At 75.2% G+C, this 15285-nt stretch carries 11 protein-coding genes; 5 read left to right on the forward strand and 6 right to left on the reverse strand.

From position 1 onward, the window contains the following. The first annotated feature begins 92 nt into the window (after positions 1–92). Positions 93–2810 (forward strand): lysylphosphatidylglycerol synthase transmembrane domain-containing protein, encoded by a 2718-nt coding sequence (locus O1G21_RS15700; RefSeq protein ID WP_270144329.1) that lies wholly within the window; start codon positions 93–95, stop codon positions 2808–2810. A gap of 69 nt (positions 2811–2879) precedes the next feature. On the opposite strand, the gene moeZ is transcribed toward O1G21_RS15700, so the two are convergent. The 5 genes from moeZ to O1G21_RS15725 form a co-directional block, all read right to left on the reverse strand. Then, positions 2880–4058 (reverse strand): adenylyltransferase/sulfurtransferase MoeZ, encoded by a 1179-nt coding sequence (moeZ, locus tag O1G21_RS15705; RefSeq protein WP_270144330.1) that lies wholly within the window; start codon positions 4056–4058, stop codon positions 2880–2882. Between the two features lie 230 nt (positions 4059–4288). After that, positions 4289–5296: an NAD-dependent epimerase/dehydratase family protein gene (locus tag O1G21_RS15710; RefSeq protein WP_270144332.1), complete on the reverse strand. Its 1008-nt coding sequence runs from the start codon at positions 5294–5296 to the stop codon at positions 4289–4291. A gap of 90 nt (positions 5297–5386) precedes the next feature. Beyond that, positions 5387–6493, reverse strand: a complete 1107-nt coding sequence (locus O1G21_RS15715; protein ID WP_270144334.1) for a hypothetical protein — start codon at positions 6491–6493, stop codon at positions 5387–5389. Beyond that, the gene (locus O1G21_RS15720; protein ID WP_270144336.1) at positions 6493–8565 is read right to left on the reverse strand and encodes a DUF3492 domain-containing protein; all 2073 of its coding nucleotides are present in this window, start codon (positions 8563–8565) and stop codon (positions 6493–6495) included. The genes O1G21_RS15715 and O1G21_RS15720 overlap by 1 nt, the downstream gene beginning before the upstream one ends. 268 nt (positions 8566–8833) lie before the next feature. Further along, positions 8834–9736, reverse strand: a complete 903-nt coding sequence (locus tag O1G21_RS15725) for an alpha/beta fold hydrolase (RefSeq protein ID WP_270144337.1) — start codon at positions 9734–9736, stop codon at positions 8834–8836. Between the two features lie 223 nt (positions 9737–9959). Between O1G21_RS15725 and O1G21_RS15730 the strand changes: the two genes are divergently transcribed. From O1G21_RS15730 to O1G21_RS15740, 3 genes are all read left to right on the forward strand, one after another. Further along, positions 9960–10619: a TetR/AcrR family transcriptional regulator gene (locus tag O1G21_RS15730; RefSeq protein ID WP_270144339.1), complete on the forward strand. Its 660-nt coding sequence runs from the start codon at positions 9960–9962 to the stop codon at positions 10617–10619. A 134-nt stretch (positions 10620–10753) separates the two neighbouring features. After that, positions 10754–10981: a DUF3107 domain-containing protein gene (locus tag O1G21_RS15735; protein WP_270144341.1), complete on the forward strand. Its 228-nt coding sequence runs from the start codon at positions 10754–10756 to the stop codon at positions 10979–10981. Between the two features lie 134 nt (positions 10982–11115). After that, positions 11116–11442, forward strand: a complete 327-nt coding sequence (locus O1G21_RS15740; protein WP_270144343.1) for a hypothetical protein — start codon at positions 11116–11118, stop codon at positions 11440–11442. Positions 11443–11460: 18 nt separating this feature from the next. Here the strand turns inward: O1G21_RS15740 and O1G21_RS15745 are convergent, their stop codons facing one another. Further along, complete coding sequence (locus tag O1G21_RS15745; protein WP_270144345.1) at positions 11461–12186, reverse strand: ferritin-like fold-containing protein; 726 nt, start codon at positions 12184–12186, stop codon at positions 11461–11463. Positions 12187–12885: 699 nt separating this feature from the next. Here O1G21_RS15745 and O1G21_RS15750 point away from each other — a divergent pair. Then, a complete protein-coding gene (locus O1G21_RS15750) occupies positions 12886–14859 on the forward strand; it encodes a DEAD/DEAH box helicase (protein ID WP_270144346.1) in 1974 nt (657 codons plus the stop codon). The last annotated feature ends 426 nt before the right edge of the window (positions 14860–15285 follow it).

Here is a 15285-nt window from a genome sequence, read left to right on the forward strand (position 1 = left end):
CGCCGCGCCCGATCCGGCCCCTGTCCAGCACGGGGGGTCGGGGCATGCCACCATCTTCGGGGCGGTGAGTGGTGATACGAGGACAAGACCAGATGACCGGGACGGCTGACGTGGGTGTGGACAGGGACTCCGACGAGTCCGGCTCCGCCGTGCCCCCGGCTCCCGGTGACGAGTCCGAAGGGCGGCCCGAGAGCGGGCCGCCGCCGGAAGTCTCCCTGATCAAGGACCGGACGATCAAGACCCCCACGCCCGAGAAGGCCCCCGAGTCGCAGCCACGGCCTACCGTCCCGGCGCCGCCGGGCCCGCGCGCCGAGTACCACGAACCCCTGGACGACGCCCCGCACCTGGACGTCGACGAGCCGCTGCTCGCCGCCCGCGCGCACCGCCCGTCCGACCTGATCCGCTTCCTGGCCGGGGTCCTCGGGATAGTCGCCGTCTTCGTCCTGGCCGGCATCGCCACCTCGACCACCAGCGGCATCGAGCAGGACATCGCCACCAACGCGCCGCACTTCTCCGCGGTGCTGTCCACCATCACCGGCCTGATCTCCAGCGTCGCGGTGCTCGCCGTGCCGCTGGCCTTCGCCGTCGAGCGGCTGATCAAACGCGACGGCCTGCGGGTCGCCGACGGCGTGCTCGCCTCGGTGCTCGCGTACGGGGTCTCGCTGGGCATCGACTGGTGGGTGGCCGAGGGCGCCTCCGAGCACCTGCGGGAGGCACTGACCCGGCTGCCGCTGGACAGCAACGGCACCCTCACCGACCCGGTGCACGGCTACCTCGCCCCGGTGATCGCCTACATGACCGCCGTCGGCATGTCGAGCAGACCGCGCTGGCGGGTGGCCCTGTGGGTGGTGGTGGTCTTCAGCGGGGTCACCGAGCTGCTCGGCGGCTACACCACCCCGCTGTCGCTGATGCTCACCGTGCTGATCGGCTGGTCCGTCGCCTACGGCACGCTGTACGCGATCGGCTCCCCCAACATCCGGCCCACCGGCCAGCACCTGATGATCGGCCTGCGCAAGGTCGGTTTCACCCCGGACGGCGCCCACCGCGCCCCGGACGCCCCCGGCGGCACCCGCCGCTACTACGTCACCCAGCAGGACGGCCCGCCGCTGGACGTCCACATCATCGACCGCGAGCAGCAGGCCTCCGGCTTCTTCTACCGGGCCTGGCGGCGGCTGCGGCTGCGCTCGGTCGCGGTGCGCCGCAGCCCCCAGTCGCTGCGCCAGGCGCTGGAGCAGGAGGCCCTGATCGCGTACGCGGCGGCCGCCTCGGGCGCCCGCGCGCCGCAGCTGGTGGCCACCTCCGAGCTGGGCCCGGACGCCGCGATCCTGGTGTACGAGAACGTCGAGGGCCGCACCCTCGACGAGCTCGCCGACGAGGAGGTCACCGACCTGGTGATGGCTTCGCTGTGGGGCTCGGTGGCCGCCCTGCACGAGCGCCGGATCGCCCACCGCCGGCTGACCGGCGAGTCCCTGCTGATCGTGGACGACAAGACGGCCTGCCTGGTCAACCTCTCCGGCGGCGACATCGCGGCCACCGACCTGACGCTGCGCATCGACGTCGCCCAGCTGCTGACCACCTTCGCGCTGCGGATCGGCCCCGAGCGGGCCGTCGCCACCGCCAACGCGGTGCTCGGCGCCGAGCGGGTCGCCCAGGCTCTGCCGCTGCTCCAGCCGGTCGGGATGAGCCGCTCCACCCGGATCGACCTCGCCAAGCTCACCAAGGAGCGCAAGGCCGCCGCCCGGGCCCGGGCGCTGGAGCAGGTCGCGGCCGGCGAGCGCACCCAGCAGCAGGCCGAGGAGGACATCGCGGCGGCCGGCGAGGACCTGCTCAGCCGCATCCGCGGCCAGATCCTGCAGATCGCCCCCGAGGCGCCGATGGAGCCGGCCAGGCTGGAGCGGCTAAAGCCGAAGAGCCTGATCATGGTGATCGCGCTCACCTTCGCCGCCTACCTGGCGCTGACCACCATCAAGCCGGCCCAGCTCAAGCTCTCCCAGATGAACTGGGCCTGGGCGGCGGCGGCCCTGCTGGCGGCCGCGTTCAGCTACGTCGCCGCCGCGATGAGCCTGACCGGCTTCGTCCCGGAGCGGCTGCCGTTCCGGCGCACCATCGCCGCCCAGCTGGCCGGCTCCTTCGTGAAGCTGGTCGCCCCCGCCGCGATCGGCGGCATCGCGCTCAACACCCGCTACCTGCAGAAGGCCGGCATCCGCTCCGGCCAGGCGGTCGCCTCGGTCGGCGCCTCCCAGCTGGCGGGCCTGGCCGGGCACCTGCTGCTGCTGTTCAGCTTCGGCCTGATCACCGGCAGCCAGACCAACGGCGACCTCTCCGCCTCCCGGGCGGTGATCATCGGCGTGCTGACCGCCGCGGTGCTCGCCCTGGTGGTGGCCGCGGTCGCGCCGCTGCGCCGCTTCGTGCTGGGCCGGCTGCGCTCGCTGTTCTTCGGCGTGGTGCCGCGCATGCTCGACCTGATGCAGACGCCCAGCAAGCTGGCCACCGGTTTCGGCGGCATCCTGCTGCTGACCCTCTCCTTCACCGCCTGCCTGGACTTCTCCGTGCAGGCCTTCGGCGGCAGCGTCAGCTTCTCGGCCGTCGCGGTGGTCTTCCTGACCGCCAACGCGGCCGGCTCGGCGATTCCCACCCCGGGCGGCATCGGCCCGGTCGAGGTCGCCCTGATCGGCGCGCTGACCTTCGCGGACGTCTCCCCCGCGGTCGCCGCCCCGGCGGTCTTCCTCTACCGGGCGCTGACGTTCTGGCTGCCGGTGCTGCCCGGTTGGATCGCCTACAGCGTGCTGCAGCGCAAGCACGCGCTCTGACCGGCGCTCCGACACGCCGTGAAGGGGGCCCCACCGCCGGGCGGGGGGGCCCCTTCGCGTACCGGCTGCCTAGTAGACCGGCTTGTGCGGCTCGATCTGGTTCACCCAGCCGAGCACGCCGCCGCCCAGGTGGACGGCGTTGGCGAAGCCCGCGGCCTTGACCACGGCCAGCACCTCGGCCGAGCGCACGCCCGACTTGCAGTGCAGCACGATCTTCTTGTCCTGCGGGAGCTTCTCCAGGGCGTCGCCCATCAGGAACTCGTTCTTCGGGATCAGCACCGCGCCGGGGATGTTGACGATCTCGTACTCGCCGGGCTCGCGGACGTCGATGAGGTAGATGTCCTCCTCGTCGTCCTGCCACTGCTTGAGCTGCTTCGAGGTGATGGTCGAACCGGCGGCGGCGGCCTGCGCCTCCTCCGACACGACGCCGCAGAAGGCCTCGTAGTCGATCAGCTCGGTGACCGTCGGGTTCTCGCCGCAGACGGCGCAGTTCGGGTCCTTGCGGACCTTCACCTGGCGGTAGTTCATCTCCAGGGCGTCGTAGATCATCAGCCGGCCGACCAGCGGGTCGCCGATGCCGGCCAGCAGCTTGATCGCCTCGTTCACCTGGATCGAGCCGATGGACGCGCACAGCACGCCCAGCACGCCGCCCTCGGCGCAGGACGGGACCATGCCCGGCGGCGGGGCCTCCGGGTAGAGGCAGCGGTAGCAGGGGCCGTGCTCGGCCCAGAACACGCTGGCCTGGCCGTCGAAGCGGTAGATCGAGCCCCACACGTACGGCTTGCCGAGCAGCACCGCGGCGTCGTTCACCAGGTAGCGGGTGGCGAAGTTGTCGGTGCCGTCCACGATCAGGTCGTAGCCGGAGAAGATCTCCATCACGTTGGAGTTGTCGAGGCGCTCCTCGTGCAGGACCACGTCGACGTAGGGGTTGATCTCCTTGACCGAGTCGCGCGCCGACTCCGCCTTGGAGCGGCCGACGTCCGACTGGCCGTGGATGACCTGGCGCTGCAGGTTCGACTCGTCGACCACGTCGAACTCGACGATGCCCAGAGTGCCGACACCGGCGGCGGCCAGGTAAAGCAGCGCGGGCGAGCCCAGGCCGCCGGCGCCGACGCACAGCACCTTGGCGTTCTTCAGCCGCTTCTGCCCCGCCATCCCGACGTCCGGGATGATCAGGTGGCGGGAGTACCTGCGGACCTCGTCAACGGTGAGCTCGTCGGCCGGCTCGACCAGGGGTGGCAACGACACGGGGACTCCGATGGGTGTCTTGTTCAGGTGGCCAAGGGCCAGCCTCGGACGGGGTTGTTGCTCCGCCACGCGGGTGGCTCTCTACGCCAACAGTGTCATGCCCCGCCGGTATTCCGAGACAGCCCGTCCGATGGGCGAGACGGGCCGCGCCGGATCGTGGAACCGCCCACCGCGCCGTCGATGGTGCCCCGGGCCCTTGATTCCGGGCCCGGGGCACCGCCGGACCGACCTCAGACCCGGCAGGCCGTCTCCAGCCAGACGTCCCCGAGCGACTCCTCCAGCGGCACCTGTGTCCGCCAGCCGAGACGGTCTCGGGCGGTGCGCACGTCCGCCTGCCGCCACGGCACCGGCTCGCCCGGGGCGGGCCGCCCCTCCGGCCGACGCTCCTCCACCCGGTGCCCCGGCAGGTACTGCCCCGACTGGTGACCATGGCCCGGCAGGTGGTCACCGCCCTGCCCGCCGACCTGCGCGGGCAGCAGGACCTGCCGGTTCTCCTCCACGATCGCCCCCTCGAAGCCCGACGCCCGGACCAGCAGCTGGGCCGCGTCCCGGGCCCGCACCGCGTGCCCGCTGCCGACGTTGATCACCCCCGTGGCGGCCGAGACCGCCGCCGCCTGGATCGCCCGCGCGACGTCCCGCACGTCCACGAAATCCCGGTATCCGGACAGGTCCGGCATCCGCACCTGGCCCTCGTCCCGCTCCAGCGCCCGCCGCAGGCCCTCCGCGAGCCGCCCGAACAGCGAGGCGGTCGGCGCCCCCGGGCCGACCACGTCGAACACCCGCAGCACCGCCGCGTCCAGCCCGGACGCCAGCACCAGCTCCGTCCCGGCCAGCTTGGACACCCCGTACGGGCCGACCGGCCGCGGCTCGGCCTGCTCGGACACCGGCACCCCGCCGGGCACCGGCCCGTACTCGGCGGCCGAGCCGACGTGCACCAGCCGGGCCGGCTCCCGGCTGCGCCGGATCGCCTCGCAGACCGTCGCGACGGCCAGCGTGTTCGACCGGATCAGGGTGCGCGAGCTGCCGTAGGTGGCGCCCGCGCAGTTGATCACCACCTGCGGCGCGACCGCGTCCAGGAAACGGGCCAGCGCGCCCGGGCTCCCGGTGGTCAGGTCGAAGCGGATGTCGGCCGAGTCGCGCCGGCCGAGCACCGTCACCTGCAACTCCTGGTCCATCAGCAGACGATCGGTCACCCGGCGGCCGATGAAGCCGTCGGCGCCCAGCAGCAGCACCCTCATCGGGGGCGTCCTTCCACGAAGCGAGGTCGGGGACGACCTGGCGGACTGAAAACAGCGAACGAGATCTGACAGGGGTTCATCGGGCCGGGCTCACCGGTGCGAGCCCGCCCGGCCGAGCACCGTGCAGCCGTGCGCCAGCAGCGCCGCGGCGACCGCCCCACCGCCCAGCAGGACGGCCGACGGCCAGGGGCGGCCCAGGGCCAGCGGCACCGCCGTCGCGGCGGGCCCGGCCACGGCGCCCAGCGCGGCCGACGTCGCCCGGCCGCAGCGCGCCAGCAGCGCGGGCAGCACCAGCAGCAGGCCCAGCACGCCCTGCGCCGCCCACGCCGTGGCGCCGGCCCGCTCGGCGGCCAGGTGCAGCAGCCCGTCGCCGTGACCGGGACCGGGACGCGGCGCGACCACCGCCAGGACGGCCAGCGCGGCGTAGGTCAGCACCGCGAGCACCGCCAGGTGCAGCGCGACCGCGACCGGCAGCACCGGCCGCATCCGGGCCCGGAACTCGGCCAGCGTGCGGGCCGCCCCGAGGTGCCCCCGGCCGACCTGCCGGTACCAGCGGGCCGCCCGCTCGGCCGAGCCCGCCGACACCGCGGCGGCCAGCACCAGCGCGGCGGCCAGCGGCCGGTCCCGGCCCGGCGCCGCCAGCGGAAGCAGCAGCAGCGCCGCCAGGCCCAGCCCGTACCCGAGCGCGGCGGGGCGCCACCGCGAGCCGGCGGGCCGGACCGGCACACCGACCGGACCCAGCTCCCCCGGGCAGGCCGGCCCGCACGGCGGCGGGCCGGACTCGACCGGGGCCGGTCCGGTCAGCGCGGGCAGCAGCACCAGCGGGACGGCGGCGGGCAGCAGCACCGGCCAGCGGGCGCCGAGCGCCACCACCCCGGCGCAGGGCAGCGCGGCCAGCACGGCGGCGGTCAGCGCCGCCCGGCCGACGGCCCCGCCCCGCCGCTCCCCGGACGGCCCGGGCCCCGGCGGCCGCCGGGGCACCCGGGCGTACAGCTCCTCGGCCAGCGAGAACAGGTCGGCGTGCCGGCAGCGCGCGGCGGCGTCCGGCCCGAGCCCGGCCTCCTCCAGTCCGGCGGCGATCTCCAGCGGATCGACTGCGCGCTCGCACAGCTCCCGGTGCTCGGCCATCACCTCGCGCACCGGGTCGGCGCTCGCGCTCGGGCCTGTCGGGCCTGTCGGGCCTGTCGGGCCGGACATCAGACGGCCTCCGCGAGCGCCTGCCCGGCGGATCGCGTCGGCTCGGGCCCGGACCGTCCGGTCGGGGTGTCGGCGAGCGCCGACAGTGCGGCGAACTGCCCGCCCCGGCGGCGCGGACCGGGCGCGGAAGCATCGGGCCGGAGCCCGTCGTCGGCGGGCGGCCGCGCACCCCCGGAGCCGTCGTTTCCGTCCGCCCGGGCGTCGTCCCGGTCACCCCGCTCACTCCGGTCGTCCCGCTCGTCCCGGCCGCGCGGCCCGTCGGTGAGCCAGTACTCGGCGGGCCGGGCGAACGGGCGCGGCGCCCGGCCGCCCTGGCCGGCGCCGCCGCCCCCGGGGAAGGCCGGGTACTGCGAGACCAGCTCCAGGTAGATCTCCCGGAAGGCGCCGATCACCGGTTCGACGGCGAAGCGTTCCTGCGCCCGCAGCCGCCCGGCCAGGCCGAGCCGGGAGCGCCGCTCCTCGTCGCGCAGCAGCGCCAGGCAGGCCCCGGCCAGGGCGCGCGGGTCGCGGGCGGGCACCAGCAGCCCGGTCGGGCCGACCACCTCGCGGGCCACCCCGACGTCGGTGGAGACCACCGCGCGACCGCTCAGCATGGCGTCGGCGAGCAGCCGGGGGTTGCGCTGGGAGAGCGCGGAGAAGACGGCGACGGTGCCGCCCTGCCAGGCCTCGGCGAGCGAGCCGGGCCGCCCGGCGAAGTCCACGGCGCGCGACACGCCCAGCCGTTGGGCGACCGCCACGCAGTGCGCCAGGTAGCCGGGGGCCGCCTCCTCGCCGTGCACCACCAGGCGCGCCGCGGGCAGTTCGGCGCGGACCCGGGCGAAGGCGTGCAGCATCAGTTCGGTGTCGCGCCCGGGCTCCAGCGCGCCCGCCCAGACCAGGGTCGGCCGCGCGGGTTCCGGGCCGGCCGCCGGGCGGTCCACGGCCGGGGTGCCCTCGTACACCACCCGGGTGCGCGCCTGGTCGGCCCCGCAGCGGCGCTGCCACTGCTGGTCGTGGGCGCTGCCCGGGGTGAGTATCGCGGCCTGCCGGTAGGTCTCCTCGGTGAGCGCCCGGAAGAAGGACAGCAGCAGCGCCCGGACCGGCGTGGGGGTCCCCCCGGCCGAAGGCTGGGGGAGGTACGGCGCCTCGTGACTCGCCCGCTCGCCTCCGGGTGCTCGAACCCGATGCCGACGGTCGTCGCTCCGGCGCTCGTCCCTCGCTCGTCGCTCCTCGCTTTCGGCACCGGCGCGTCCTTCGGCTCGGGGCGGATGACTCGCCCGCTCGCCTCCGGGTGCTCGAACCCGATGCCGACGGTCGTCGCTCCGGTGCTCGTCCCTCGCTCGTCGCTCGCCCTCCTTGCCCGTCAGCGGGCAGGAGGGGCCCACCCTTTCGGCACCGGCGCGCCCTTCGGCTCGGGGCGGGAAGCCGAGGTACTGCTCGCGCAGGTGCAGCCCGTGCTCGGTGACCACGAACGGCACCCCGTGCAGGTGCCGGGCGACCAGGGCGGGCAGCGCGGCCGGGCCGGCGCCGACCACGTGGCACAGGTCGGCGCCGCCCAGGCCGCCGGGCCCGGCGCCGTACCAGGGCGCGGACAGCGGGCGCAGGCACTGCTCCAGCAGGTCGGCGGCGACCAGCACGTCGCGGACCAGCGGTTGTCCGGCCGAGGTGGCCGCGCCGGGCAGCCGCCAGGTCCGTTCCAGGACCCGCTGGGCGTGGGCGGAGGCGAGGAAGGCGGGCAGGGTGCCCCCGTCCTCCCGGGCCAGCGCCGCCAGCCGGTACAGCCCGGCCCCGAAGCCGGCCCGCTCCCCCGGCAGCACCAGCGCCCGCACCAGTTCCTCGTACGCCCGGGCGTACTGGCGTCTGCGCGGTGCCCCGGGCGCCCGGCCGCGCGGGGGCCGCCCCCACAGGGCCAGGTCGCGGGCGTCCCGCCAGGCGGGCGAGAGCCGGGCGACGGCGCCGAGGCCCTCCGGGCCGGTCAGCAGGTACAGCTCGAACTCGTGCTCCGGCAGGCCCTCGGCCAGCCGGTCGCACCAGGCTCCGGCGCCACGGTCGGGATGCGGACGGGCACCCTCGGTGAGCAGGGCGACGCGCACGGAAGACCTCCTCTGTTGCTACCCCCTCCGAGGGGCTACCGGAGCCGTGGGGCGGTACGCCGGGACCCGTGCTGTTGCCCGCCGCCCACCGGGTGGTCCGGTGTCTGCGGCTCTCCCCCACACCTGTTCGGTCCGGCAGCAGAACGGTAGGACCGGCCTCCGGTCACCCATCGCTCACCTGCCTGCGTGCCACCTGAACGAGTGAACCGCCGTGACCTCGCCCCGAACCGGGCCGTTACCGGGCGCTATACGGGGTACCCCGCCCGCCTCAGCGGGCGGTGGCCGCGATCAGCTCGCGCACGGCCCGGGCGACCGCGTCGGGGTGCTCCATCATCGCCACGTGCCCGGACTCGGGCAGCACCAGCAGCCGGGCGTCGGCGAAGGCCGCGCAGGCGCGGCGGGCGGAGCGGTAGGCGACCAGCTTGTCGCGCAGCCCGTACACCAGCAGCACCGGCGCCGCGACCTGCTCGGCCTGGCGCCACAGCGCCTGGTCGCCGCGCTCGGTGTACGCGGAGACGATGCCGCGGGCCGAGCCGATCAGCGCCGGCACGGCGTGCGGCAGCTCCAGCCGGCGCCGGTACTCGGCCACCGCCTCGGCCCGGGCGGCCGGGCTCAGACCGGCCGGGTCGCCATAGACCAGGCGCAGCAGGTCCTCGGTGGCCGCCTCGGCGTCGCGCCGCCCGGCCGGCAGCCGGCGCAGCAGTGCGGGCAGGCCGGGCAGGGCGAGCAGGCCGGTGGGCCAGGCGGAGCGCTGCGGGGGCAGTTCGGGCAGGGCGGGCGAGACCAGGGTGAGGCTGCGGACCAGGTCGGGGCGCAGCGCGGCGAGCCGGACGGCGACGGCGCCGCCGAGCGAGTTGCCGAACAGGTGGACGGGGCCGCGGCCGGAGGCCTCCAGGTAGCCGATGACGGCGCGGACGTGGCCGGAGAGGCTGAGGTTGCCGTCGGTGGGCGGGTCGGAGTGGCCGAAGCCGGGCAGGTCGACGGCCTCGCCGTCGACCTGGCCGGAGAGCCGGTCCATCAGGGCGGTCCAGTTGGCCGCGGAGCCGCCGAGTCCGTGCACGAAGAGGCCGGGCTCGCGCCCGTCGGCGGGGGCTTCCCCGGCGGGCCGGTGCACCGCGAGCACCGCGCCGGGGACCTCGACCGTACGTACCTGCTGCTCAGCGCTGCTCATGGTGGACGATGGTAGTGAGCCCCGACCGGGGGTGGCGGGGGTGGTGGTGCGGCTGTCCCATCCCTCGTCGGACCACTGCCGACGCCGAGGTCAGCGCCGTATTGTGGGCTCCTGACAAGCGGATCGGGCAGCTTTTCTCACCTTCGCCGAACGCGGGCGTGGTTACCGAAAAGTAGAATCGGCCCTCTTGCCAGCCCCGAACAAGCCCGAAGTGAGGAGCGCCGTGACGGCCATCCAGGAGGCGCAGGAGCGCCCGCGCGGTGCCCGCCTGCCGCGAAGCGCCCGCCGTGAACAACTGCTCGGTGCCGCCCAGGAGGTGTTCGTCGCGCAGGGCTACCACGCGGCCGCCATGGACGACATCGCCGACCGCGCCGGGGTCAGCAAGCCGGTGCTCTACCAGCACTTCCCCGGGAAGCTGGAGCTCTACCTGGCGCTGCTGGACAAGCACTGCGACGCCCTGGTCGAGTCGACCCGGGAGGCGCTGGGCACGACCACCGACAACAAGCTGCGGGTGGCCGCGACGATGGAGGCGTACTTCAACTACGTCTCCAGCGAGTCGGGCGCCTTCCGGCTGGTGTTCGAGTCGGACCTGACGAACGAGCCGGCCGTGCGGGAGCGGGTGGAGCGGGCCTCCGAGGCGAGCGCGACGCTGGTCAGCAAGGTGATCCAGGAGGACACCGACCTGCCGGAGGCGGAGTCGAAGCTGCTGGCCGCCGGGGTCTGCGGGCTGGCCCAGATCACCGCCCGGTACTGGCTGTCGCAGGGGCTGGAGATCCCGCGCGACGAGGCGGTGCGGCTGGTCGCCAGCCTGGCGTGGCGGGGCCTGAAGGGCTTCCCGATGCACCCGGGCGACGTGCCGGCGGAGGGTTCCGCTCAGCGCTGACGATCCGCCGACCTTCGCCGGTGCGGTGATCGGGTGCTCTATGGTGAAGCCGTACGGCGCGGTCGCCGCGAACGCTTGTTCCAGGCGGTCCGGTGCCCGCGCGTGGAGGCTGCAACCCCGGAGGGACGGAAGCCGTGGAGGTCAAGATCGGCGTGCAGAACGCGCCGCGCGAGATCGTGATCGAGAGCTCGCAGACTGCCGATGAGGTCGAGAGCGCGGTCGCGAAGGCGCTGGAGGGCTCCACCAAGCTCTTCTCGCTCACCGACGAGCACGGCCGCCGCGTTATCGTCCCGGCCGAGCGCCTGGCGTACGTGGAGATCGGCGAGCAGGCCGCCCGCAAGGTCGGTTTCGGCACCCTCTGAGGCGCCGCCGCTCATCCTCCGGTGCCCCGTTCCCCGCCGGGAGCGGGGCACCGTCGTGTGTACCGGCGGATCGGCCGGGGTACGGCGACAGGGACGGCGCCGGTGCCGTCCGCCCGTCCCCCGGGGAGGCCGCCTTGCTGATCGAATCGCTCGTCTTCGCCCTGGTCGGCCTGGTCGCGGCCGCGATCGCGCTGTTGGGCCTGCCGGCGTACTTCCGGGCGTCGCGCCTCACGGTGGCGGGAACGGCGCTGGCGGCCGCGCTGCTCGGCGGGGTGGTCGCGCACTTCTGCCTGAACGGGCGCTACCCGGTGGTCGCGGTGGCGTTCTCGGCGCTGGCCGCGGGCGTCTTCACCTCGTTGCTGGCCCGGCCGGACCTGGCCGCCGGGCTGGCCCCGGCGCACCGGCACCACCCGCACCGGGCCGGCGCCCACCGTGCGCCGCGGCGGCACCGGCCGGCCTGAGGGCGGGCCCGGGGCGGCTCAGGAGGCGAGGCCGAGGGCGGCCATCCGCTTGGTGTGCGCCTCGGTGATCCGGTTGAACATCTTGCCGACCTCGACCAGGTCGAAGCCCTGCACCTGGACGCCGCCGACCAGCAGGTTGGACAGCGCGTCCCGCTCGGCGACGACCCGCTGGGCCTGGCTGAGCGCCTCGCCCATCAGCCGCCGGCCCCACAGGGCGAGCCTCCCGCCGGCCCGCGGGTCGGCCTCGATGGCCTGGCGGACCTTGTCGACGGCGAACTGGCCGTGGCCGGTGTCGGACATGACGCCGAGGACCAGCTCGCGGGTGTCGTCGTCCAGCCGGACGGCCACCTCGCGGTAGAAGTCGGTCGCGATGGCGTCGCCGACGTAGGCCTTGACCAGGCCCTCCAGCCAGTCCGAGGGCGCGGTCATCCGGTGGAACAGCTCCAGCGGCTCGACGAAGGGGCGCATCGCCTCCTGCGGGTCGGCGCCGATCTCGGCGAGCCGGTCGTGCAGCCGCTGGTAGTGCTGGAACTCGGCGGAGGCCATCCGGGCCAGCGCCGCCTTGTCGGCGAGGTCGGGCGCCAGCTTGGCGTCCTCGGCGAGCCGCTCGAAGGCGCTCAGCTCGCCGTACGCGAGCGCGCCGAGCAGATCCAGCACCGCCGCGCGGTAGCCCGGCTCGGCCGAGCACGTGGCCCAGTCGCCGATCGAGCCGGCGCCGTCCTGCGTCTCACCATGGGTCTCCATGACCCGCCACCTTAGTCCCGCCCGACCGCCCGCCCCACCACCCGGCGCACCCGGGTGACCTGCCGGATCGGCCGTTCGCGGCCCGGTCGCCCGGGGCAATGTCAGACGCGTCACGTGTTCGAGTCGTCGCCTGACTGTATGGTGGTACGGAGCCCCGTCGTGCTCGCACGGTGTCACCGCCGTCTCGGTGGCCCGCACGAGCCCGCTCCGTAGCGGCGCCGTCCCCTCGGACGTGTCCGCACCGGAGGCACGGGTACTCACGTACGCGGATGCCCGGTCGGAGAGCCGATCGGCTCCGACCATGGCTTGGACTTCAAGCCTTGGCACCGCATCAGTGGCCGAGCGAGGGCCGCCGAGACCACGCCCACCTGGCGGAGGTCCCGCGCAGGTCCCTCACGGGAACCCTCCCCGACGCCGCCGGCGACGCGCCCCGCCATCGGGCCGCGCGCACCGGCCGGCCGCAGGGACCGGCGCGGTTGTGCGTCCGCGCAGCTGTAATCGGGGCCGCCCAGGCCCGTACGCAGCCGCGCGGCTGCCCGCCCGCCGCTCGCTCTCGGCCCCTCCGAAAACGGAAGAGGCAGCACCCTGTCCACCACCGCTGAACCCATCAAGACGACGTTCCGGGACCTGGGGATCCTCCCGGAGACCGCCGAGGCGCTCGAGTCCGTCGGCATCGTCCATCCCTTCCCGATCCAGGAGATGACCCTCCCGGTCGCGCTGACCGGCCACGACGTCATCGGCCAGGCCAAGACCGGCACCGGAAAGACCCTCGGCTTCGGCCTCCCGCTGATCGAGCGGGTCACCGTGCGTGCCGACGTGGACGCCGGCCGGGCGACCGAGGAGCAGCTCTCCGACTTCCCCCAGGCGCTGATCGTCGTCCCGACGCGCGAGCTCTGCACCCAGGTCACCAACGACCTGCAGACCGCCGGCAAGGTCCGCGACGTGCGGGTCCTGGCCGTCTACGGCGGCCGGGCTTACGAGCCGCAGGTCGAGGCGCTCACCAAGGGCGTCGACATCGTGGTCGGCACCCCGGGCCGCCTGCTGGACCTGGCCGGGCAGAAGAAGCTGAACCTGTCCAAGGTCCGCGCGCTGGTCCTGGACGAGGCCGACGAGATGCTCGACCTGGGCTTCCTGCCCGATGTCGAGAAGATCATCACCATGCTGCCGGCGAAGCGGCAGACCCTGCTGTTCTCGGCCACCATGCCGGGCCAGGTCATCAGCCTCGCCCGCCGGTACATGAGCCAGCCGACCCACATCCGGGCCGCCGCCCCGGACGACACCGGCACCACCGTCGCCAACATCGAGCAGCACATCTTCCGTGCGCACTCGCTGGACAAGGTCGAGATGGTCTCGCGCATCCTGCAGGCCGACGGCCGCGGGCTGGCGATGATCTTCTGCCGCACCAAGCGCACCGCCGCCGACGTCTCCGACCAGCTGACCCAGCGCGGGTTCGCGGCCGGCGCCGTCCACGGCGACCTCGGCCAGGGCGCCCGCGAGCAGGCGCTGCGCGCCTTCCGCAACGGCAAGGTCGACGTGCTGGTCTGCACCGACGTGGCGGCTCGTGGCATCGACGTCGAGGGCGTCACCCACGTCATCAACTACCAGTGCCCCGAGGACGAGAAGACCTACCTGCACCGGATCGGCCGCACCGGCCGGGCCGGCGCCTCCGGCACCGCCGTCACCCTGGTCGACTGGGACGACATCCCGCGCTGGCAGCTGATCAACAAGGCGCTGGACCTGTCGTTCAACGACCCGGAGGAGACCTACTCCACCTCGCCGCACCTGTACGAGCTGCTGAAGATCGCGCCGGGCACCAAGGGCGTGCTGCCGCGCTCGGAGCGCACCCGGGCCGGGCTCGGCGCGGAGGAGATCGAGGACCTCGGCGAGACCGGCGGACGGGGCTCGCGCTCCGGCCGCGGTGGTCGCGGCGGTCGCGCCGGTTCCGGCCGTCCCGCCGTCGAGACCCCGGCCGAGGAGAAGCCGCGCCGCACCCGGGAGCGCCGCCGCACCCGCCGTGGCGCGGAGGTCGGCGAGGGCGAGGCGACTGCCGTCGCCGCGGTGACCGAGGCGGCCCCGGCCGTCGAGGGCGCCGAGGGCGACACCGCCCCGCGCCGCCGCCGTCGCCGCTCGCGCGGTGGCGCCGCCGGGGGCGAGACCGCCCCGGTGGCGGCCGAGGCAGTGGCCGAGGCTGCCGCGGTCGTCGAGGCCGCCGTGGTCGCGGTGGAGCCGGTGGAGCCGGTGGCCGAGGAGAAGCCGCGCCGCACCCGGACCCGCAAGCCGAAGGCGGAGGCCGTCGTCGAGACCGTCGAGACGACCGAGGCCCCGGCCGAGGAGAAGCCGCGCCGGACCCGCACCCGCAAGCCGAAGGCGGAGGCCGTCGAGGCCGCCCCGGCGGCTGAGGCTCCCGTCGAGGCCCCGGCCGAGAAGAAGCCCGCGACGCGCACCCGGACCCGCAAGCCCAAGGCGGAGGCCGTCGAGGCCGCCCCGGCGGCCGAGGCCGCGGCCGAGGAGAAGCCGGCCACCCGGACCCGCGCCCGCAAGCCCAAGGCCGTCGCCGAGACCGCCCCGGAGGCCCCGGCCACCGAGGCCCCGGCCGCCGAGGTGCCGGCCCCGCGCAAGCGCACCCGCGCCCGCAAGGCCGTGGCCACCCCGGAGACCACTCCGGAGGGCTGACACACCCCACCCCCGAGGGGGCGGGCCGGGCCACACCAGCCCGCCCGCCCCCTCGGGCATTTCCCGGCGCGCCCCCGCCCCGCCACCCCACAGCAGGAAGCCGGCCCCCGGGCGCTTCCACCCCGGCAGGCCCGCGGTGCACGCGCGCCACGCGGGTAGTACCGCGCGGCCGCCCTGTCATGAAGCCCCCATACCGCCCCGGGCAGCTGCCACCCCCCTGCTCCGGGCGCTTCTACTCCCCCGAGCCCCCCAGCGCACGCGCCCCCGTGTCCGCACAGCCTGAGGCAGCGGCGCCCCACCCCGTCCGGCGTTTCCGCCGCCGGTCGCGCCGCGAGCAGCGGCAGCGGGGCCGCCTCAGGGGTCCGCCACCAGCCTCCGCCACCGGGTGTCCGGGCTGGTGGGGTGGGGGGCCGGGACGGCATAGGC

The sequence above is a fragment of the Kitasatospora cathayae genome (assembly GCF_027627435.1).
Lineage (GTDB): Bacteria > Actinomycetota > Actinomycetes > Streptomycetales > Streptomycetaceae > Kitasatospora > Kitasatospora cathayae.

Excerpts from the sequence above, each read along its gene's own strand:
- O1G21_RS15715 (WP_270144334.1), bottom strand. The coding sequence starts at position 6,493 with ATGTCCGGCCCGACAGGCCCGACAGGCCCGACAGGCCCGAGCGCGAGC.
- O1G21_RS15725 (WP_270144337.1), bottom strand. The coding sequence starts at position 9,736 with ATGAGCAGCGCTGAGCAGCAGGTACGTACGGTCGAGGTCCCCGGCGCG.
- O1G21_RS15700 (WP_270144329.1), top strand. The coding sequence starts at position 93 with ATGACCGGGACGGCTGACGTGGGTGTGGACAGGGACTCCGACGAGTCC.
- O1G21_RS15745 (WP_270144345.1), bottom strand. The coding sequence starts at position 12,186 with ATGGAGACCCATGGTGAGACGCAGGACGGCGCCGGCTCGATCGGCGAC.
- O1G21_RS15710 (WP_270144332.1), bottom strand. The coding sequence starts at position 5,296 with ATGAGGGTGCTGCTGCTGGGCGCCGACGGCTTCATCGGCCGCCGGGTG.
- O1G21_RS15750 (WP_270144346.1), top strand. The coding sequence starts at position 12,886 with ATGACCCTCCCGGTCGCGCTGACCGGCCACGACGTCATCGGCCAGGCC.